This window comes from Hydrogenophaga laconesensis (genome assembly GCF_031457235.1).
In the GTDB taxonomy this organism is placed as follows: Bacteria; Pseudomonadota; Gammaproteobacteria; order Burkholderiales; family Burkholderiaceae_C; genus Hydrogenophaga; species Hydrogenophaga laconesensis.
This window is the reverse complement of sequence record NZ_JAVDWE010000007.1, coordinates 225,184-244,089: the sequence shown is the minus strand read 5'-3', so window position 1 is coordinate 244,089 and position 18,906 is coordinate 225,184. Positions and strand designations below refer to the sequence as shown.

The 18,906-nt window shown below is 66.1% G+C and carries 18 protein-coding genes and 1 tRNA gene; 11 read left to right on the top strand and 8 right to left on the bottom strand.

Translation table 11 applies throughout. From position 1 onward, the window contains the following. Nucleotides 1-51 precede the first annotated feature (51 nt). Genes J2X09_RS14440 through rapZ form a run of 3 tightly spaced genes read left to right on the top strand, consistent with a single transcriptional unit; the run spans nucleotide 52 to nucleotide 3,603 of the window. Complete coding sequence (locus J2X09_RS14440) at nucleotides 52-960, top strand: NAD kinase (protein WP_204734142.1); 909 nt, start codon at nucleotides 52-54, stop codon at nucleotides 958-960. 59 nt (nucleotides 961-1,019) lie between these two features. Beyond that, nucleotides 1,020-2,663 (top strand): DNA repair protein RecN, encoded by a 1,644-nt coding sequence (recN, locus tag J2X09_RS14435; RefSeq protein WP_204733956.1) that lies wholly within the window; start codon nucleotides 1,020-1,022, stop codon nucleotides 2,661-2,663. A 1-nt stretch (nucleotide 2,664) separates the two neighbouring features. Next, nucleotides 2,665-3,603, top strand: coding sequence for an RNase adapter RapZ (gene rapZ, locus J2X09_RS14430; protein WP_310308597.1), 939 nt, complete (start codon nucleotides 2,665-2,667; stop codon nucleotides 3,601-3,603). Here rapZ and mutY read toward each other — a convergent pair. The 3 genes from mutY to mutM all read right to left on the bottom strand — a co-directional run bounded on the left by mutY (nucleotide 3,582) and on the right by mutM (nucleotide 7,572). Continuing rightward, a complete protein-coding gene (mutY, locus tag J2X09_RS14425; RefSeq protein WP_204733957.1) occupies nucleotides 3,582-4,697 on the bottom strand; it encodes an A/G-specific adenine glycosylase in 1,116 nt (371 codons plus the stop codon). The two genes, rapZ and mutY, sit on opposite strands and share 22 nt — an antisense overlap. Next, the gene (locus J2X09_RS14420; RefSeq protein WP_204733958.1) at nucleotides 4,694-6,640 is read right to left on the bottom strand and encodes a dynamin family protein; all 1,947 of its coding nucleotides are present in this window, start codon (nucleotides 6,638-6,640) and stop codon (nucleotides 4,694-4,696) included. The genes mutY and J2X09_RS14420 overlap by 4 nt, the downstream gene beginning before the upstream one ends. A 116-nt stretch (nucleotides 6,641-6,756) precedes the next feature. Then, nucleotides 6,757-7,572, bottom strand: coding sequence for a bifunctional DNA-formamidopyrimidine glycosylase/DNA-(apurinic or apyrimidinic site) lyase (mutM, locus tag J2X09_RS14415; RefSeq protein ID WP_204733959.1), 816 nt, complete (start codon nucleotides 7,570-7,572; stop codon nucleotides 6,757-6,759). Nucleotides 7,573-7,665: 93 nt separating this feature from the next. On the opposite strand from mutM, the gene J2X09_RS14410 reads away from it, so the two are divergent. The 7 genes from J2X09_RS14410 to pth all read left to right on the top strand — a co-directional run bounded on the left by J2X09_RS14410 (nucleotide 7,666) and on the right by pth (nucleotide 13,554). Continuing rightward, the gene (locus J2X09_RS14410; RefSeq protein ID WP_204733960.1) at nucleotides 7,666-9,432 is read left to right on the top strand and encodes a tetratricopeptide repeat protein; all 1,767 of its coding nucleotides are present in this window, start codon (nucleotides 7,666-7,668) and stop codon (nucleotides 9,430-9,432) included. After that, nucleotides 9,429-9,938 carry a lipoprotein insertase outer membrane protein LolB gene (locus J2X09_RS14405; RefSeq protein ID WP_204733962.1) on the top strand — a complete coding sequence of 170 codons (510 nt, stop codon included), beginning with the start codon at nucleotides 9,429-9,431 and terminating at the stop codon, nucleotides 9,936-9,938. Before J2X09_RS14410 ends, J2X09_RS14405 begins: the two co-directional genes overlap by 4 nt. Next, nucleotides 9,935-10,831, top strand: a complete 897-nt coding sequence (ispE, locus tag J2X09_RS14400) for a 4-(cytidine 5'-diphospho)-2-C-methyl-D-erythritol kinase (protein ID WP_204733963.1) — start codon at nucleotides 9,935-9,937, stop codon at nucleotides 10,829-10,831. The genes J2X09_RS14405 and ispE overlap by 4 nt, the downstream gene beginning before the upstream one ends. Before the next feature lie 89 nt (nucleotides 10,832-10,920). After that, nucleotides 10,921-10,997, top strand: a tRNA-Gln gene (locus tag J2X09_RS14395). Between the two features lie 93 nt (nucleotides 10,998-11,090). Next, nucleotides 11,091-12,065, top strand: coding sequence for a ribose-phosphate pyrophosphokinase (locus J2X09_RS14390; RefSeq protein ID WP_204733965.1), 975 nt, complete (start codon nucleotides 11,091-11,093; stop codon nucleotides 12,063-12,065). A 99-nt stretch (nucleotides 12,066-12,164) separates the two neighbouring features. Beyond that, complete coding sequence (locus J2X09_RS14385; RefSeq protein WP_204733966.1) at nucleotides 12,165-12,794, top strand: 50S ribosomal protein L25/general stress protein Ctc; 630 nt, start codon at nucleotides 12,165-12,167, stop codon at nucleotides 12,792-12,794. Between the two features lie 91 nt (nucleotides 12,795-12,885). Continuing rightward, on the top strand, nucleotides 12,886-13,554 hold the full coding sequence (gene pth, locus J2X09_RS14380; RefSeq protein ID WP_204733967.1) for an aminoacyl-tRNA hydrolase: 669 nt from the start codon (nucleotides 12,886-12,888) through the stop codon (nucleotides 13,552-13,554). On the opposite strand, the gene J2X09_RS14375 is transcribed toward pth, so the two are convergent. From J2X09_RS14375 to J2X09_RS14355, 5 genes are read right to left on the bottom strand one after another with little or no spacing between them, the layout of a single operon-like run. After that, nucleotides 13,500-13,802 carry a YfhL family 4Fe-4S dicluster ferredoxin gene (locus tag J2X09_RS14375; protein WP_204733968.1) on the bottom strand — a complete coding sequence of 101 codons (303 nt, stop codon included), beginning with the start codon at nucleotides 13,800-13,802 and terminating at the stop codon, nucleotides 13,500-13,502. The genes pth and J2X09_RS14375 overlap by 55 nt on opposite strands. An 11-nt stretch (nucleotides 13,803-13,813) precedes the next feature. After that, nucleotides 13,814-14,332 carry a pantetheine-phosphate adenylyltransferase gene (gene coaD / locus J2X09_RS14370; RefSeq protein ID WP_204733969.1) on the bottom strand — a complete coding sequence of 173 codons (519 nt, stop codon included), beginning with the start codon at nucleotides 14,330-14,332 and terminating at the stop codon, nucleotides 13,814-13,816. Between the two features lie 36 nt (nucleotides 14,333-14,368). Continuing rightward, nucleotides 14,369-14,983 carry a 16S rRNA (guanine(966)-N(2))-methyltransferase RsmD gene (gene rsmD, locus J2X09_RS14365; RefSeq protein ID WP_204733970.1) on the bottom strand — a complete coding sequence of 205 codons (615 nt, stop codon included), beginning with the start codon at nucleotides 14,981-14,983 and terminating at the stop codon, nucleotides 14,369-14,371. Nucleotides 14,984-15,022: 39 nt separating this feature from the next. Beyond that, complete coding sequence (locus J2X09_RS14360; RefSeq protein WP_204733971.1) at nucleotides 15,023-16,360, bottom strand: M16 family metallopeptidase; 1,338 nt, start codon at nucleotides 16,358-16,360, stop codon at nucleotides 15,023-15,025. 20 nt (nucleotides 16,361-16,380) lie between these two features. Further along, complete coding sequence (locus J2X09_RS14355) at nucleotides 16,381-17,856, bottom strand: M16 family metallopeptidase (RefSeq protein ID WP_310308591.1); 1,476 nt, start codon at nucleotides 17,854-17,856, stop codon at nucleotides 16,381-16,383. Between the two features lie 29 nt (nucleotides 17,857-17,885). Here J2X09_RS14355 and ftsY point away from each other — a divergent pair, with 29 nt between their 5' ends. Beyond that, the gene (ftsY, locus tag J2X09_RS14350) at nucleotides 17,886-18,899 is read left to right on the top strand and encodes a signal recognition particle-docking protein FtsY (RefSeq protein WP_204733973.1); all 1,014 of its coding nucleotides are present in this window, start codon (nucleotides 17,886-17,888) and stop codon (nucleotides 18,897-18,899) included. The last annotated feature ends 7 nt before the right edge of the window (nucleotides 18,900-18,906 follow it).

The following is an 18,906-nucleotide window of genomic DNA, read 5'->3' as shown; positions in this document are numbered from 1 at the left end:
GTTTTATGCCATTCCTGCACAGTTGAGCTGTGTTGTAATTTCCGCATGACCATGCCAATCGACACACGGCCGACGACCGCCCGCTGGAACCGGCCCCTGCGCTTCGCGCATGTCGTCATTGTGGGCAAATACCAGGCCCCTGGCGCCCGCAACGCGGTTGACGAGATTGCCCACTTCCTGCATGGCGAAGGTTGTGACGTGTCCCTGGACAAGGACACCGCCGCCAACACCGGGCTGCCATATCCGGCGCTGGACGTGCCTGCGATGGGCGAGGCCTGCGACCTCGCCCTGGTCGTGGGTGGTGACGGCACGATGTTGGGCATCGGGCGCCAGCTCGCACGCTATGGCGTGCCGCTGGTGGGCATCAACCAGGGACGCCTGGGCTTCATCACCGACATCCCCTTTGACGGTTACCAGGACAAGCTGCGCCCCATTCTCCGCGGAGAGTTCGAGGAAGACGCCCGTGCGCTGATGGCGGCCACGGTGTGGCGCGATGGGCGCTGTGTGTTCGAGGCCACTGCGCTCAACGATGTGGTGGTGAACCGCGGTGGTGCCGCCAGCATGATCGAGCTGCGCGTGGAAGTGGATGGGCATTTCGTGGCCAACCAGCGGGCAGATGGCCTCATCATCGCGACCTCCACCGGTTCCACGGCCTACGCGCTTTCGGCAGGTGGTCCCCTTCTCCATCCGGGCATCGGTGGCTGGGTGATGGTACCCATTGCCCCGCACACACTGTCCAACCGCCCCGTGGTGATTCCCTCTCACAGCGAGATTGCGGTGGAGATTGTTTCCGGCCGGGAGGCCAGCGCCAACTTCGACATGCAGTCCCTCACCAGCCTGCTGCACGGCGACCGCATCGTGGTGCGCCGTTCAGAACATGCGCTGCGCCTGCTCCACCCCGTGGGGTGGACCTACTTCGACACCTTGCGCAAAAAGCTGCACTGGAACGAAGGAAGCTGAAAGCCGGGTCAAAATAGCGGTTTGTCCTTTTCTTCTCCAACGCCGCGCCCCGCACATCCATGAGCCTCAGACGCATCGTTTTGCGCGACTTCGTCATCGTGCAGTCCCTGGAAGTGGAGCTGGGCTCCGGTTTCGGCGTCCTCACCGGGGAAACCGGTGCCGGCAAATCCATCCTGATCGATGCGCTGCAGCTTGCCCTGGGTGCGCGCTCAGACAGCGGCGTGGTGCGCGAAGGTGCAGCGCGCTGCGACATCGCGGCAGAATTCGACGCACCCGCCTCCCTCGGGCCTTGGCTCGAGGAACAGGGCTTCCCGTCCGAGGAGGGGCTGCTGCTGCGCCGCACAGTGGATACCGAGGGCCGCAGCCGCGCCTGGATCAATGGCATCGCCGCCACTGTGGCCCAGCTGAAAGCCCTGGCAGACGGTCTGGTGGACATCCATGGCCAGCATGCCTGGCAAAGCCTGACACGGGCCGACGCTGTGCGCGACCTGCTTGATGCGTATGCCGGCGTCGACACCGGCCCAGCCACCCGCGCGTGGACCGCATGGCGGCAGCAGCGCAAGGCACTCGATGCCGCGACCGAGAAGCAGAATACGCTGCAACAGGAAAGCGAGCGCCTGTCCTGGCAGATCGCCGAGCTCGACAAGCTCGCACCGCAGGCCGGCGAATGGGAAGACCTCAACGCACAGCACAGCCGGCTGGCGAATGCCCAGGGCCTGCTCCAGGCCGCACAGACTGCGCTCAACGCGCTGGATGAAGACGAAGCGAATGCGGCCACCCTGCTCCACCGCGCCGCCGCGGCCCTGCAGGCACAGGCGCACATCGAGCCGCAATTCGCCAGTGCCATCGAAGCACTCGAGGCAGCGCTTGCTCAGGTGCAGGACACCGTACACAGCCTGCATCAATACAGCCGCCATACAGAACAGGACCCATCCAGTCTGGAGGCGCTGGACCAGCGACTCTCGCTCTGGATGTCGCTGGCCCGGCGCTACCGCCGCACACCCGAAGATCTGGCCGAAGTGCATGCGCAGTGGAAGACTGAACTGGCCCAGGTCGACGCTGCGCTGGACCTGGAGGCATTGCAGCGCGCGGAGCGCGCCGCGTGGAAGATCTTCACTTCCGCGCTGCAAGTCATCACAAAGGAACGGCAGAAGGCAGCGCCCAAACTGTCCAAGGCGGTGACCGCCAGTATGCAGACCCTGGGCATGCAGGGGGGCGTCTTTGAGGTGGCGCTGCTGCCGCTGGATGAGCCCCAGGCACATGGCGCCGAACAGGTCGAATTCCGGGTGGCCGGGCATGCGGGCGCCACGCCCAAACCCGTCGGCAAGGTGGCATCGGGCGGTGAACTCTCCCGCATTGCGTTGGCCATTTCGGTGGTCACCAGCCGCCTTGGCCAAGCTCCCACGCTCATCTTTGACGAGGTGGACTCTGGTATCGGCGGTGCGGTGGCCCATACCGTCGGCCAGTTGCTGCGCCAGCTGGGCAAGGACCGCCAGGTGCTGGCCGTGACCCACCTGCCGCAGGTCGCCGCATGCGCCGACCAGCATCTGCTGGTGAGCAAGCAGGCGGTCGGTCGCCAGACCCAGAGCACCGTGCAGCCGATTGCCACCGAGGCGCGCGTGCGCGAGCTCGCCCGCATGCTGGGCGGTGGTGAGCAATCTGAAATCTCGCTAGCGCACGCCCGCGAAATGCTGGCCGCCTGACATGCCCGATCCGACGATGGCCCAAGAGGAAGGTCCCTCCATCCACCTTGTCCTGATCACCGGCATGTCCGGCTCAGGCAAATCCGTCGCGCTGACTGCCTTGGAAGACGTGGGCTTCTACTGCGTGGACAACCTGCCGCCCGAGCTGCTCGAGTCCTTCATCGAACTGGAGCAAAGCAACCAGGCGGCCCGTGTGGCAATCGCCATGGATGTCCGCAGCGCAGCCTCACTGCCTGGCCTGCCCAAGCGCCTCGCCCAGCTGCAACGCCGCCCCAACCGCCCCGTGCACCTCACCACGGTTTTCCTGGATGCCACCACCGAAACGCTGGTGCGCCGTTTTTCGGAAACCCGACGCCTGCACCCGCTCTCGCTCAAGCAGGCCCACGACCAGCACCGTGCGCTGACTGACGCCATCGAACACGAGCGCGAACTGCTGGCCGAATTGCGCGATCAGGCGCTGGTTCTCGACACCAGCCTTACACGGCCCTCGCGTCTGCGCAGCCAGATCAAGGACCTGCTCGGCGCCACCCAGGCACCATTGACGCTGGTTTTCGAGTCGTTCGCCTTCAAGCGCGGCATCCCCATGGACGCCGACTTCATGTTCGACGTCCGCATGCTACCCAACCCGCACTACGAGCCGGAACTCAAGCCACTGAGCGGGCTGGATGCGCCCGTAGCCACCTACCTCGCCGCGCAGCCCGAAGTGGCACAGATGGAGGAGCAGATCACCGCGTTCCTGCGCCACTGGCTGCCGCAGATGCTGCGCGACCACCGCAGCTACGTCACGGTGGCGATCGGCTGCACCGGTGGCCAGCACCGCTCGGTCTATCTCGTGGAACGGCTGGCCAGAAGCTTCGCGGCGGACTGGTTCACTCGCGCGCGGCACCGCGAGGATGACAACTGGCCAAGGCCAGCCGGTCAGGCCGTGGAGCCGGGCTGATCAAGGCCGGAGAGCATCTGGCGCACAGGGGCCGGCAGGCCGTGATCGGCCAAGGCTTGCACCGATACCCACTGGCCTGGCGGCAAGCCGTCCTCAGTCGCGACCGAAGGCACATCGAGCAACAAAGGATGCAACCGAAGCTCGCGATGCGTGAGGCTGTGGGCCACCGGCGCCAGAGCATGGAGCGCGCCGCCGAGCGTTGAGTGCACCGCAGCCTGCAATGCTTTGTCATCCGCGAACACCGGCGGGCAATACAGACCCGCCCAGATGCCGCTGTCGGGTCGGCGCGCCAGCCAGAAACGCACCTGCCCATCCCCACCAACGTGGCGCACCAGCAGCAACCACCAGTTTTCGAAGCGGCGTTGCAGACGGCGGGTCTTCACCGGAAAGCGCTGCGTCTCGTTGGCCGCGTGAGCCCGGCACTCGGCACGCACGGGGCATCGGCCACAGAGGGGTTTGGAACGTAGGCACACCGTCGCACCCAGATCCATCAATCCCTGCGTGTAGGCGGTCATGTCATCGCGCTCGGGTGCGACCGGCAACAACGCCTGCGCCAGCCTCCAGAGTTCGCGTTGCGGGCCGGCCTGCGCCAGATCGCCCTCGAACGCCAACAACCGGGACAACACCCGGCGCACATTGCCATCCAGGATGGAGATGCGCTCACCATGGCAGAAGGCCGCTATCGCCGCGGCGGTGGACGCACCGATGCCTGGCAACGTTTCCAGTTGGGCTGCCGTCGTGGGGAAAGCGCCGCCGTGTTCGTTCACCACCACCTGCGCACATCGGTGCAGGTTGCGCGCGCGGCTGTAGTAACCCAGACCACTCCACAGCGCCATCACGTCGTCTGGCGATGCCGCCGCCAATGTGCGGACGTCCGGAAACCGCGCCAGGAAACGAGGGTAATAGGAGAGCACCGTGCTGACCTGGGTCTGCTGCAGCATGACCTCGGACAGCCACACGCGGTACGGTTCACGCGTGAGCTGCCAGGGCAGGCCGCTGCGCCCCGAATGGCGCTGCCATTCGATGAGCAGGGAAGCGAATGCGATGGGCAACCCCCACCCCGTCGGTGCCTGCGAGCCGGCAGTTCGGCTCATGCCACCAGAGCTTCGTCGGATGGCTCTTCTTCGGGCGCAGCCAGCAGGTGGTCCGTCAGTTCCGCCAGCTTGGACTCCAGCTGATTCAGCTCGGACTGGTGCTCCTGCAACTCGCGGATGCGTTCATCCAGCCCGCCAGCGGCCTGCTGGATGCGCGAGACGGCCTCGATCCGGCGGCTGAAGTTGCGGCGACGTTCGCGCAGCTGGGCATCGAGCTGGGCGGCAGCCGACTTGTTCCAGAGTTCCACCTCGTTGACCGCTGTGTCGTACACCACGCGCAACCGGCTCATGAGCGCACGCGCAAGCCGCTCCGCGAACTCGGGCTGGGCCAGTCGCAACGCGTTGCCCAGGCTGAGGTACTGCAGGTGGCTTTTCTCGATCAGATCGAGATCCTTCAGATACTGGGCCAGCCGTGGCGGGCTGGGTGCCTGGAGCGAAAAGCCGTACTCGGCATTGAGGTTCTTGAAACTGCCTTCCAGCATCGACTGGATGTCACCCGCCATGCGGTCCGCCTTGCTCATGTCCGCACGCAGACGGTCGAAGGTGTGGTCGTACGCGCGACGCACGCCGAGCTTGATACCCGGCTGCTTCAGGGCCTTGCCGAGGGTCGCCACCTCGGCCTTGAGGTGCGAGGAACTGAGCATGGCAAAAAGGTCCTTGAGCAATCGCAGATGCACCGAGCGCACGGCCTGGATCTTGGCGCCACTCGCATCGAAGTCGGCCTGTTCCTGCTCGATGCGCAGACGCATCTGCTTGATCACCCCGGCGTTCTTGCCGCGCAGACCCTCGAGTTCCTGAATCTGCTCCACGAGATCGCGCGCTCGGGTGTGCACCATGCGCCCCGTCTCCGTGCGCAAGGCCTGGATGCCTTTGGCCACCGCCGCGCCCAGGATCTGGCGACGCTGGCCGAGCAGGTCGACGCCCAGCGCGGTTTCCAGTTCCATGAGGTTGCTGGCAGCCAGCAGTTTCTTGTCGCGATGCACCTTGGCGAGCAGGCCCTTCTGGGCCGACACAGCCAGCACCTGGCTCGGAGACATGCCCAGGATTTCAGCAGAGTCGGTGCGCTGCGACGCGATCTGCAACTGCACCTGCTCGGGCGAACTCAACGCGTCCCACATGGTGTCAATCTTGTTGAGCACCACGAGACGCGATTCGCGCCCCTCGCCCAGCACCGCCAGATGCTGGCGCCAGATCGTGAGGTCGGACTTGGTCACGCCGGTGTCCGCCGCCAGGATGAACACGACCGCGTGCGCCTGCGGCAGCAGGCTCACGGTGAGTTCAGGCTCCGCACCAATCGCGTTCAGGCCGGGGGTGTCCAGGATCACCAGACCTTGCTTGAGCAAGGGGTGGGCCATGTTGATCAGGGCGTGCCGCCACTTCGGCACTTCGATCAGGCCATCGGCGCCCGGCAATGGGTTGTCCTCCGGCACTTCCTCATGCCAGAAGCCGAGCGCAGCGGCTTCCGATTGCGTCACGCGGCGCACTTCGGCCACCTTCTGGATGGCCCGGGCCAACTGCCTGGGGTCGTTCACATCCAGGTCGACGCGCTCCCACTTGTCCAATGCGTTGCGCCAGTCCAGCAACGATTGCGGCTGCAGCCTGGTCTCGATGGGCAACAGGCGCAGGCAGGGCGGCACTTCCGCGTCATAGCCCAACTCGGTCGGGCACATCGTCGTGCGACCCGCACTGGCCGGCATGATGCGGCGGCCGTAACCAGCGAAGAACACCGCGTTGATCAACTCGGACTTGCCGCGCGAGAACTCGGCCACGAAGGCCACCATGATCTTGTCGTTCTTGACCTGCGCATGCAGCTGGTCCAGACGTTCGCGCACGCCCGACTCCATGAGATCGTGGTCCGTCAACCATTCGGACAGTAGCTTCAGGCGCAAGGCAAACTGCTTGCGCCATACACCATGCTGATCGAATTCCTGATTGAAGCTCATGGGCCTTGTGTCTCTGTCAATCGGTCAATATAGCATCGGCACACGGCAGAAACCCGACCGGTCGGAAAGGCCGACAGCCGGGCGAGCCTGCATTCGCCCGGCCCGCCGGGGGGGCATCACTTCTTCTGGCAGGCCGGGCAGAAAAAAGTGGATCGCTGCCCCTGGCGGATGGCCCGGATCGGCCCACCGCACAGCCGGCACGGCTGCCCCTCCCGGCCATAGACCATCGCGTCCAGCTGGAAGTAGCCGCTCTGGCCCTCGGCGCTGGTGAAGTCCCGCAGCGTGCTGCCACCCAGCGCCACGGCCCGCTGCAGCACCGACACGATGGCCGAATGCAGCCGCTGCGCCCGCGGTCTGCTCAGCCGGTCGGCACGCAAAGCCGGGTGAATGCCCGACATGAACAACGCCTCTGACGCGTAGATGTTGCCCACCCCAACGACGATGTCCCCCGCCAGCAGCACCTGCTTGATGGCGGACCGGCGCAACTTCAGGGCACGATGAAACGCCAGGGGATCGAACCCCGCCTCCAGCGGCTCGACACCCAGGGCTCCCAGCAGCTTGGTCACCCGGCTATCGTCCAGGGAATGGGCATAGACCACCGCGCCGAATCGCCGGGGGTCGTGCAGACGCAGAACGCCATGGCTGGTCGACAACTCGAAGTGGTCGTGCACGCCACGCGGCGGCAATTCGGGAGCGAACTGCAAGCTGCCCGACATGCCGAGGTGCAACAGCAAAACACCCTGGTCGAGATGCACCAGCAGGTATTTGCCGCGCCGGGCCACGGAGGATACCTTCCTTCCAGCGAGGCTGGCGGGCTCGCAGCCAAGAGGCCAACGCAACGGCTTGCCCATGGACAGCGCCCGCACCTCGGCCCCCTGGATGCGGTCGGCAAAGCTGCGGCGCGTGACTTCGACTTCGGGCAGTTCGGGCATGTAACGAGCAGTTTTCTTCGGGGCACCGGAACGCCGGCGCGGTCTTGAGATCACACACCGGTGCCCTCGGACCCTTCCCATTATCATGACCCGATGAATACCCTGCACCGCACCGCGACCCTGGTTCTGTTGGGCTTGGCCTTTGGCGCGGCTGCGCAGCCCGCGCCACCCGGCGCCCCTCCCGCAGCGGCCTCACAGCCCGCCACGGCGGCCACCAACTCCACACTCAACGCCCCCCTCTTCTATCAGTTGCTGCTGGGCGAACTCAATGTGCAGGCGGGCGAGCCGGGCACGGGCTACTCCCTCATCCTCGACGCCGCGCGAAGGCAGCGCGACCCGGAGCTGTATCGCCGGGCGGTCGACGTCGCGCTGCAAGCCCGCTCTGGCGAGGCCGCACTGACGGCCGCACGCGCCTGGGCCCAGGAAATTCCAGGCAGTCCCGAAGCCAACCGTTTCGTGCTGCAGATCCTTCTGGCGCTCAATCGGGTAGCGGAAACCGCTCCGGTGCTGCAGGCCATCCTGCAAGCCAGCCCCGTGACCGAGCGGAACGACACCATCAACGCGATTCCGCAGACCTACGGCCGCGTCCCCGACAAGGCCCTGGCCTCGGTGGTGGTGCGAGAGGCCCTGGCCCCCGCGCTCAAGCAGCCCTTTCACGCGGCTGCGGCCTGGACCACCGTGGGACGCATGGAACTGGCAAGGAATCAGATGCCCCAGGCCATGGCCGCAGCGCGCGAAGGACATGCCATCGATCCGGCGTCGCCTTACCCTGCCCTGCTCGCTCTCGAACTGATGGAGCGTGGCGAGGTCGACGCAGAACCCCTGGTGCGGCAACAACTGCAAGCCGCCACTGCCAACGGCCCGGGCGACATCGCGGTGGCGCTGGCCTACGCACGCATCCTGCTCGACCTCCAGCGCAACAGCGAGGCCAGGGCCCAACTGGAAGCGCTCACCGCGCGCCAGCCGGATCAGGCCGAACCCTGGCTGCTCCTGGCATCGCTGCAAACGCAGGACAACGCCCTGCCGGCGGCCACCACGTCACTGCAGAAGTACATGGCGCTGGCCCGCCAGTCCAGCGACGAACGCATCGCCCGCGGCCTCACGCAGGCCTACCTGCTCATGGCCCAGATTGCGGAGAAACAGAACGACCTGCCCGCCGCCAACGCCTGGCTGGACCGCATCGAGAATGCCGACGACATCATGGCCGCCCAGGTGCGGCGTGCCTCGCTGCTCGCCCGCCAGGGACAGATGCCCCAGGCCCGCGCACTGCTGCGCGACCAGCCCGAGCGCCGCCCCGAAGACGCACGCCTCAAACTCGTGGCAGAAGCCCAGCTGCTGCGGGACTTCAAGGCCTATCAGCAGGCCTATGAGGTCTACAACGAAGCGGCCGCCCGCTTCCCGGATGACACCGACCTGATCTACGACCAGGCCATGATGGCCGACAAGGCGGGAAAACCCGCCGACATGGAGCGCCTGCTGCGCCAGCTGATCGTTGCCAAGCCCGACTACCACCACGCCTACAACGCGCTGGGCTATTCGCTGGCGGACCGCAACCAGCGCCTGCCCGAGGCCAAGCAACTCATCGAAAAGGCGGTGGCCCTTGCGCCCGGTGACGCGTACATCCAGGACAGCCTGGGCTGGGTCGAGTTCCGTATGGGCAACATGGATCGCGCGCTGTCCATCCTGCAGGCGGCCTACCGCAAACGGCCGGATCCCGAAATCGCGGCTCACCTGGGCGAAGTGCTTTGGGTGCAGGGTCAGCGTGAGCAGGCGCTGAAGGTCTGGCGCGAAGGCCTGCTGCTGGCCGCCGACAACGAAACACTGCAAGACACCCTCAAACGCCTGCAAGTCAAGCCATGACGACACACCCGTTTGCTGCATGGCGCCTGCTGTGCGCCCGTGTCGGCACGCTTGCGGCGGTCATGCTGCTCACCGCCTGCGCAACGACCCAGCGACCGGCACAGCCGGGCGAGACCGTCTGGAGCGGCCGACTCGCCCTCCAAGTGGACAGCACGCCAGCCCAATCGTTCTCCGCCGCCTTCGATCTGCGCGGTGCCCCTTCCGCTGGCGAGCTCCAGTTCACGTCTCCACTGGGCAACACCCTGGCCACCGTCACCTGGACCCCGGGCAGTGCCGAGCTGCGCCAGGGCGGGCAGATCACGCGCCGCGGCAGCCTGGACGAACTCACCGCCGAACTCAGCGGCGCCGCCGTGCCGGTCACGGCGCTGTTTGGCTGGCTGCGCGGCGAGCAGGGCGACGTGCCGGGATGGCAGGCCGATCTCTCCCGCCAGGCCGAAGGCCGGATCACGGCACGCCGCTCAGCCCCCTTGCCGACCGCCGAACTGCGCGTCGTCTTCCAGCCATGAGCCGCTCCATACGGCCCAAGCGTCTGCTTGAAGTCCCTGCGCCGGCCAAGCTCAACCTGTTCCTGCACATCAACGGCCGCCGCGCAGACGGCTACCACCTGCTGCAGTCGGTCTTCATGCTGGTCGACTGGTGCGACCACCTGCATTTCGAACAACGCCCCGATGGCGTCATCAGCCGGGAAGACCTGTCAGCGACCCGGCTGCCGACCGACGACCTGTCCGTGCGGGCCGCCCGCGCGCTGAAAGAGGCCACCGGGTGCGCTCTGGGCGTGCACATCGGCCTGGACAAACGCCTGCCCGCCGAAGCCGGCATGGGCGGCGGCTCGTCGGACGCGGCCACCACCCTGATCGCTCTCAACCGCCTTTGGGGACTCGGTCTGACCCGCCCACAACTGGCCACCATCGGCCTGCAACTGGGTGCCGACGTGCCCTTTTTCATTGGCGGGCGCAACGCCTGGGTCGAGGGCGTGGGCGAGCAACTGACTCCTGTGTCGGTGCCGTCCGCCCGTTTCATCGTGGTCAAGCCCCCTGCTGGCGCTTCCACGCAACGCATATTTGCCTCGCCAGAGCTCAAGCGCGATTCAAAAACTGCTACAATCCAAGGCTTTGCTGCAAACGATTCGCGTGACGGCACGGTGATCGATCTCCAGAAAATCCTGGTGCTCGGGCACAACGACCTTCAACCCGTGGCACAAGCGCTCTGTCCCGATGTGGGGCGTTGCATTCAGTGGCTCCAGGGCCATGGATTGCAGGGGCGCATGACCGGTTCAGGAACCGCGGTGTTTGCACAACTGCCGCATGCGATGAACCCGGCAGACGCCCCTGGCGACTGGACGGTTCGGGAATGCAGCAACATGGATGCACATCCATTGCTCGACTGGTGCACCGATTAGAATCGGCGGCGCACAGCCCAGGCAGTGGTTGCGCAACCTGCGACGTTTTTGGTTGGTTGTCCGGCACTCGTTGAACAACCGACCTGCGTAGGGGAGTCGCCAAGTTGGTAAAGGCACTGGATTTTGATTCCAGCATGCGAGGGTTCGAGTCCTTCCTCCCCTGCCACCCGTTCAACCACAACCTGTACCGGAACGGCCATCCCCGGATGGCCTTTTTTGACGGCGGTCCTCCGACGCCGTTCAGATCGCTGGGAACACCATGCAAGTTCAGCCCCCGGATTTCATGATCTTCACCGGCAATGCCAATCCGGTGCTGGCTGCCGAGATCGCCCAACATCTGGGCACGCAACTCGGCTCGGCCAATGTGGGCCGCTTCTCCGACGGTGAAGTCACGGTCGAGATCACCCAGAACGTGCGCGCACGGCACGTGTTCGTGATCCAGTCCACCTGCTCGCCCACGAACGAGAACCTGATGGAGCTGCTCATCATGGTCGACGCGCTCAAGCGCGCCTCGGCCGAGCGCATCTCCGCCGTCATCCCCTATTTCGGCTACGCCCGCCAGGATCGCCGCCCGCGTTCGGCCCGCGTGCCCATCTCCGCCAAGGTCGTTGCCAACCTGCTGCAGACAGTTGGCGTGAGCCGCGTGCTGACCATGGACCTGCACGCCGACCAGATCCAGGGCTTCTTCGACATCCCCGTCGACAACATCTACGCCTCGCCGGTGCTGCTGGGCGACCTGCGCCAGAAGAACTACCCGGACGTGCTTATCGTCTCGCCCGACGTCGGTGGCGTGGTGCGCGCCCGTGCGCTGGCCAAGCAGCTCAACTGCGACATGGCCATCATCGACAAGCGCCGCCCGAAGGCGAACGTGTCGGAAGTGATGCACGTGATCGGCGATATCGAAGGCCGCAACTGCGTGATCATGGACGACATGATCGACACGGCAGGCACGCTGGTCAAAGCCGCCGAGGTTCTCAAGGAACGCGGTGCGAAGAACGTCTATGCGTATTGCACGCATCCCATCTTCTCGGGTCCGGCCATCGAACGCATCGCCAAGGGCAGCGCCCTCGACGAAGTCGTGGTGACCAACACGATTCCCCTTTCGCAGGCCGCACAGGCCTGCTCCAAGATTCGCCAGCTCTCCGTGGCGCCGCTGATGGCCGAGACCATCGCGCGCATCGCCTCGGGTGAGTCGGTCATGAGTTTGTTTGCCGATCAGGACAACCTCTTCTGAGAGACTGAAGGCAACAAAAAGCGGGCGTCCTCCATGGTGGGGGCCGCTCATTTGAAACAGAGGCGTTCTGGTCGCGGAACCCCTCCACAGGAGTTAGTCATGCAATTCGTCGCTTTTGAGCGCGCCAAGCAGGGTACGGGTGCGAGCCGCCGTCTGCGCAACACCGGTCGCGCGCCCGGTATCGTTTTCGGCGGTGACACGCCGGCCGCCACGATCGAACTCGATCACAACGCCCTGTGGCACGCCCTGAAGAAGGAAGCGTTCCACTCGTCCATCCTCGACATGGAACTCGCTGGCAAGGTGCAGAAAGTGCTGCTGCGCGATGTGCAATACCACCCGTACAAGCCGCAAGTGCTGCACGTGGACTTCCAGCGCGTGGACAACAAGACCCGCCTGCGCAAGAAGGTGCCGCTGCACTTCGTGAATGCGGACAACTCGCCGGCCGTCAAGACCGACAAGTGCGTGATCAGCCACGTGATGAACGACATCGAAATCGAGTGCTTGGCCACCCAGCTGCCCGAGTTCATCGAAGTCGACCTGGGTGAAGTCGTCAAGGGCGCCACCGTGCACACCGGCGATATCAAACTGCCCAAGGGCATCAAGATCGTGACGCACGGCCGCAAGAACATCACCGTGGCCACTGTGGTCGAACCGGTGGAAGAAGTGGTGGCCGCACCCGTGGCAGCCGCTCCCGCCGACGACAAGAAGAAGGGCAAGGGCAAGAAGTAAGCCGTCCCCGGACGACCGAGTGCCTTGAAACGGCCCGCCTTGGCGGGCCGTTTTGTTTGCGGTGTGCCACACCCTGTCGATAATCCCGCTCATGATCAAACTCATCGCCGGACTGGGCAACCCGGGCCCGGAATACGAACACACGCGACACAACGCCGGCTTCTGGTGGGTCGACGAGGCCGCGCGCCTGCTCAAGGTCTCACTGCAAATGGAGCGAGGGCACTTCGGCCTGGTGGCAAGGGCAAACGTGAACGGCCAGAGCCTCTGGCTGGTGGAGCCCCAGACCTTCATGAACCTGTCAGGCAAATCCGTGGGCTCGCTGGCGCGCTTCTTCAAGATCGCACCGGAGGAGGTGCTGGTGGTGCACGACGAACTGGATATCCCCCCCGGCGAGGTGAAGCTGAAAAAGGGCGGTGGGCACGCCGGCCACAATGGGTTGCGCGACATCCACGCCCAGCTGGGCAGCGCCGACTATTGGCGTCTGCGGGTGGGCATTGGTCATCCGGGCAACAAGAACGAGGTGGCCAACTGGGTGTTGAAGAAGCCGTCACCGGATGACCGCATTGCCATTGCACAGGCACTGGACCGTTCGCTCAAGGCGCTGCCCCAGCTCATGGCGGGGGAAATGGACAAGGCCACGGCACTGATACACACCAGCAAGCCGCCGCGGCCCAAGCCCCCTCGGCCGGCCACCCAGACGGCGTCTCAGACGGCCGCAGGCGGTGGCGTGGAGGCTTCCCCAGCCGAAGACAAAGGCTGACCGGCCTTCTGCAGCCGCTGGTACTTCTGCCACAGCGTTTCCTGCGATTCGGTGTGGGCGGGGTCGACCGGGATGCATTCGACCGGGCAGACCTGCACGCACTGTGGCTCGTCAAAATGGCCCACACACTCGGTGCACCGCGCCGGGTCGATCTGATAGAAATCCTCACCCATCGAGATGGCCTGGTTCGGGCATTCCGGCTCGCACACATCGCAGTTGATGCATTCGTCCGTGATCAGAAGGGCCATGGGAGATGCTCCTACGCCTGCAGGGACGGGGGCGCCAGGCGCGCAGCGACGGCCCCGCTCACCATCTGCGACGCATCACCACCCAGTTGGGAAATCTCCCGCACCAGCGTGCTCGAGATGCATTGCAGCTCGGCCTGCGGCAGCAGGAACACGGTCTCCACACCGGGGTGCAGCTTGCGGTTCATCGCTGCCATCTGGGCTTCGTAGTCGAAGTCGGTGAGGTTGCGGATGCCACGCACCACGGCGGTTGCGCCGTTCTGGCGGCAAAAGTCCATGATCAGGCCTTCGAACGGCAGCACGCGCACGCGGCCAGGCATGCGAGCGGCAGCCTCGGCGGCCATGTCAAGCCGCTCCTGCAGGGTGAAGCGCGTCTTCTTGTGGTGCGCGATGGCCACCGCGATGATCACGTCGTCAAACAACAGGGCAGCACGGCGCGCCACGTCTTCATGGCCCAGCGTGATGGGATCGAAGGTGCCGCTGTAGACCGCCACGCGGCCCGTGCCACCGGTTGAAGCAAGCGCAGAACTCATGCCCGGGATTATGCGCGAGGGGTTCCTCGCCCCGCTTCACTGTGCGGACAATGGCCGCAACAGGTGAAAGGCCACCGCGCCAGCCCTGCCCTGACGGTGGATCTGCAAGCCCATCTGGGCCAGTTCGTCCTCACCCCAGACCCGGGGCGCCTCCAGATAGATGAGGCCATCCTCCCGCACCGCCTGCCGCGCCGCCGCCAGCGCGGCGAGGTACAGGGTTTCGTTCTGGCCGTCGCCAAACGGTGGATCGAGAAACACCACGTCCAGCCCCTGGCCGGACCGCTGGCGCAGCGCGGCCACGCCGTCACCACGCTCAACGCGCACGCCCTGCGCCTTGAGTTGCGTGACGACGCGGCCGAGGTTGCCGAGCAAGGCGCTGTCCTGCTCCACCAGCGTCACGTCGACCGCCCCGCGCGAGGCCGCCTCAAGGCCCAGGGCACCGGTGCCTGCAAAGGCGTCGATACAGCGCCAGCCGCTGAGGTCCTGCCCGAGCCAGTTGAACAAGGTTTCCCGCACGCGCGAGGGTGTGGGCCGCAGGCCCGGGCGGTCGGCCACCGGCAGCCTGGTGCGTTTCCACAGGCCACCGATGATGCGGACCTCGTGCGGAGCGTTGGCGGCGGTCCGCGCGGCGCTGGGAGCTGGCTTCTTCATGCGGAGAGCTTACCGCGCGAAAGAGCCCCCCTGGGGAGATCAGGGCCGTGCGCCCACCACGACAGTGACCATGCGATCAGGCTGCAGCACGCGGGCGAACGCACGCCGCACATCGGCCACGGTGAGGCGCTCCACTTGCTGGGTCCAGGTATCGAGGTAATCCAGCGGCAGGTCGTTCCAGGCGATATTGGCCACGTTGTCGAGCAGCTTGCGGTTGCTGTCCAGCCGAAGGGCTTCGCCGTTCACGAGGTAGTCTTTCGCAGCCTGCAATTCGGCTTCGGTGGGGCCGTTGGTCACGAACTCGCGCACCACGTCGCGCACCACATCCACCGCCTGCGCGGCCTGGTCGGGCCGGGTGGTCAGGGCAATCTGGAAAGCACCGGGCTGGCGCGCGGTCAGGAAATAGCTGGACACACCGTAGGTCAGCCCGCGCTTCTCGCGCACTTCGGTCATGAGACGGGAGACGAAACCGCCCCCACCGAGCACATAGTTGCCCACGAACAGCGCGAAGAAATCGGGATCGGCCCGCGCGATGCCGGGCTGGCCGATGATCACCTGCGCCTGCGCTGCGCTGAACGGCAGACGCTCGTCCACCGCCTTCTGCAGCGGCTGCACGGGTGGCATATCGGGCAACGGGCTGCAGCCATGAGGTTGCACGGCGGCCATGAGTTGCCCCACGATGCGATCGGCGATGACGCGGTCGACCGCCCCCACCATCGACACCTGAGCACGGCAACTGACCACGTGACGGCGGTAGAAGGCACGCATGTCGGCCATCTTGATCGCACGGTAGGTATCGGCTTCGGCTCGGAAACCATACGGATGGCTGCCATACACCGCCCGGCCAAAGGCGCGGTTGGCCTGGGTCCCGGGACGGTTCTCGGCTTCCTTGATCGCCGCCAGCAATCGCTCACGGTCGCGCTGCCAGACCCGCTCGGGCCACGCTGGCGCGGCGAGCTGGCGCGCCGCGAGCGCCACCGCGCGATCCAGCAGGGCGGGCTCGGTCAGGGTCCGCAGGGACAGACTGAAGCGGTCCATGGTGGCCTGGGCGCCGAACTGGGCGCCCAGATCGGCCCAGGCCTCGCTGAGCTGGTTCTCATCGAGTGCGGGCAGTCCCGGCTGCGCGGCCACGCCTCCCGAGAGCAGGCCGGCCGTCACACTGGCCAGGCCCGCCAGCGCCTCGGGGTCGCGACGGCGGCCTCCATCGAAGTCGACCTGCACGTCCAGCATCGGAATGGAAGGACTGGCAATGAGATGCACGCGCGCGCCACTGGCGTGGGTCCATTGTTCGATGGGAATGATGGCGTGGGCGGTGCCCATGCCCACCAGCAGCGGCAGGGCCAGCAGGGTGCGTCGGAACAGGGAAAACAGGGTCATGGCGGGCCTCACCAGCGGCGTCAGTGGCGGGTCAGCGCGGGGCGCGGACCGGCAGGCACGGCGGGAGCCGCTTCGCGCCGCGAGGGATCGGGCATCAGCACACCGGTGGTGAGCTGCTCGTCGGAAAAATAGCGCTGCGCAACCGACTGCACCTGGGCCGCGGTCACGGCGCGCAAACGGGCCATGAGGCGGTCGCCGGTATCCAGCGCCATGCCGTTGACCCAGTAGCCGCCAAGCTCCCGAGCCTGATTGGCCACGGAATCGAGTTTGTAGATTTCGCCGGCCATCCACTGTGTCTTCACCCGCTGCAACTCGGCTTCCTGCACACCGTCACGGGCAATGCGGGCCACTTCGGCTTTCAGGGCAGCCGATGCCATCTCGGGGGTCACGCCGCTGGCAGGCACGGCCGTGAGCATGAACAGCTGGGGGCCGCGGCCCATGAGGCCATAGGACGATCCCGCGCTGTCGGCCAACCGTTTGCCACCGGTGCCCACGCCCTGCACGAGCGCACGGTCCAGCCGTGCGCCGTCGTAGCCATCGAGCACGGCCGAGAGCACCGTCAGCGCCAGGGCATCCCGGTCGGTTTCGCTGTCCACCTCGGCGCCACGCCATGGCGGCACCTTGTAGGCCAGCGCCACCAGCGCCTGATCGGCCACGGCTCGGTATTCCAGACGACGAGGCCCCGCCTGCACAGGTTCTTCGCGGGGTTTGCGCGGGGGCACGGCAGCCGAAGGAATCGCGCCGAAGTGCTTCTCGGCCAGCGCGCGCACCTGCGCTACGTCCACATCGCCTGCAATGACGAGTGCCGCGTTGGCAGGCACATACCAGCGCCGGTAGAACGCACGCGCGTCATCCGGGGTCATGGCCTCGAGGTCGCTCATCCAGCCGACGACGGGACGGCGGTAAGGGCTGGCCTGGAACACCATGGCGCTGAGGGCCTCGAACATGAGCGCGCGCGGCGACTCTTCCGTGCGCTGGCGCCGCTCTTCCTTGATCACCTCGATCTCTCGCCGGAACTCGTCGTCGTCCCACTGGTTGCGCGCGAAGCGGTCGGCCTCGAGCTGCATCGCAGTCTCCAGCCGGCGCGCCGGAATCTGCATGTGGTAGGCCGTGGCATCGCGCGAGGTGAAGGCGTTGTCGACACCGCCCATCGCCGCGACGCGGCGCGAGAATTCGCCCGGCTTGATGTCGGGTGTGCCCTTGAACATCATGTGTTCCAGCGCATGGGCCACGCCGGTGGTGCCATCGACCTCGTCCATCGATCCCACGCGCACCCACAGCATCTGCACGACCGTGGGCGCCCTGCGGTCGGGCCGCACGATCACCGTCAGGCCGTTGGCCAGTGTGAACTGTTGCACCGCCGGGGTCGCCGCAGCGAACGGGGAAGCTGGCACAGGTGTGGCAGACGGCTGGGCCAGGGCACCGGTTCCCAGCATCGCCAGGGCCACGAGGAAGGCGCAACAGCGCTTGTCGATCGACGGCATGGGGCGTTTCATAGAATGCAATGGATTCTAGAGATGGAAAAATGTTCTCGTTCTTTCGCAAAAAAGCCCCCGTCCCCCCGCCAGCCGCCCTTCCAGAGGCTTCTGCACCCGCCGTTGCGGTGCCCGACCCCATCGTGGCGGCACCAGCACCCGCCCCTCGCCAGGGCTGGCTCGACAAGCTCAAGGCCGGCCTGCGCAAGACCGGTTCGGGCATTGCCACCGTGTTCACCGGGACGCAGATCGACGACGCGCTGTATGAGGAGCTGGAGTCGGCACTGCTGATGGCCGACACCGGCGTGAAGGCCACCACGCACCTGCTGACCGATCTCAAGCGCCGCGTGAAGGAGAGCAAGACCACCGATCCGGCGGCCGTGAAAGGCCTGCTGGCCGACGCCATCGCCGATCTGCTCGCCCCCTTGCAGAAGCCACTGGTCATCGGCGAGCACAAGCCCACCGTGATCATGGTCGCCGGCGTCAATGGCGCGGGCAAGACCACCTCCATCGGCAAGCTCACGCGACACCTGGCCGACAGCGGTGCCTCGGTGCTGCTCGCCGCTGCAGACACCTTCCGCGCGGCGGCACGCGAGCAACTGGCCGTCTGGGCCGACCGCAACACCGTGGAAATCATCACCCAGCAAGGCGGTGACCCTGCCGCTGTGAGCTTCGACGCGGTCACCGCCGGCAGGGCACGCGGGCGCGATGTGGTGCTGGTCGACACCGCCGGCCGCCTGCCGACGCAGCTGCATCTGATGGAGGAGCTGCGCAAGATCAAGCGTGTGGTGCAGAAGGCCGACGCCGGTGCACCGCATGAGGTGCTGCTGGTGATCGACGGCAACACCGGCCAGAACGCACTCCACCAGGTGCGGGCCTTCGACGACGCGCTGCAGCTCACCGGCCTGGTCATCACCAAGCTCGATGGCACAGCCAAGGGCGGCGTGCTCTGCGCCATCGCGCGCGAGAAGCCGGTGCCCGTCTACTTCATCGGTGTGGGCGAAAAGCTCGAAGATCTCGAGACCTTCGACGCCCGCGAATTTGCGCAGGCGCTGCTCGCCTGAAACCGCC

Excerpts from the sequence above, each read along its gene's own strand:
- rapZ (WP_310308597.1), top strand. The coding sequence starts at position 2,665 with ATGCCCGATCCGACGATGGCCCAAGAGGAAGGTCCCTCCATCCACCTT.
- J2X09_RS14420 (WP_204733958.1), bottom strand. The coding sequence starts at position 6,640 with ATGAGCTTCAATCAGGAATTCGATCAGCATGGTGTATGGCGCAAGCAG.
- pth (WP_204733967.1), top strand. The coding sequence starts at position 12,886 with ATGATCAAACTCATCGCCGGACTGGGCAACCCGGGCCCGGAATACGAA.
- J2X09_RS14440 (WP_204734142.1), top strand. The coding sequence starts at position 52 with ATGCCAATCGACACACGGCCGACGACCGCCCGCTGGAACCGGCCCCTG.
- ftsY (WP_204733973.1), top strand. The coding sequence starts at position 17,886 with ATGTTCTCGTTCTTTCGCAAAAAAGCCCCCGTCCCCCCGCCAGCCGCC.
- J2X09_RS14390 (WP_204733965.1), top strand. The coding sequence starts at position 11,091 with ATGCAAGTTCAGCCCCCGGATTTCATGATCTTCACCGGCAATGCCAAT.
- mutY (WP_204733957.1), bottom strand. The coding sequence starts at position 4,697 with ATGAGCCGAACTGCCGGCTCGCAGGCACCGACGGGGTGGGGGTTGCCC.
- recN (WP_204733956.1), top strand. The coding sequence starts at position 1,020 with ATGAGCCTCAGACGCATCGTTTTGCGCGACTTCGTCATCGTGCAGTCC.
- rsmD (WP_204733970.1), bottom strand. The coding sequence starts at position 14,983 with ATGAAGAAGCCAGCTCCCAGCGCCGCGCGGACCGCCGCCAACGCTCCG.
- J2X09_RS14405 (WP_204733962.1), top strand. The coding sequence starts at position 9,429 with ATGACGACACACCCGTTTGCTGCATGGCGCCTGCTGTGCGCCCGTGTC.
- ispE (WP_204733963.1), top strand. The coding sequence starts at position 9,935 with ATGAGCCGCTCCATACGGCCCAAGCGTCTGCTTGAAGTCCCTGCGCCG.
- J2X09_RS14385 (WP_204733966.1), top strand. The coding sequence starts at position 12,165 with ATGCAATTCGTCGCTTTTGAGCGCGCCAAGCAGGGTACGGGTGCGAGC.
- J2X09_RS14355 (WP_310308591.1), bottom strand. The coding sequence starts at position 17,856 with ATGAAACGCCCCATGCCGTCGATCGACAAGCGCTGTTGCGCCTTCCTC.
- J2X09_RS14360 (WP_204733971.1), bottom strand. The coding sequence starts at position 16,360 with ATGACCCTGTTTTCCCTGTTCCGACGCACCCTGCTGGCCCTGCCGCTG.
- coaD (WP_204733969.1), bottom strand. The coding sequence starts at position 14,332 with ATGAGTTCTGCGCTTGCTTCAACCGGTGGCACGGGCCGCGTGGCGGTC.
- J2X09_RS14410 (WP_204733960.1), top strand. The coding sequence starts at position 7,666 with ATGAATACCCTGCACCGCACCGCGACCCTGGTTCTGTTGGGCTTGGCC.
- mutM (WP_204733959.1), bottom strand. The coding sequence starts at position 7,572 with ATGCCCGAACTGCCCGAAGTCGAAGTCACGCGCCGCAGCTTTGCCGAC.
- J2X09_RS14375 (WP_204733968.1), bottom strand. The coding sequence starts at position 13,802 with ATGGCCCTTCTGATCACGGACGAATGCATCAACTGCGATGTGTGCGAG.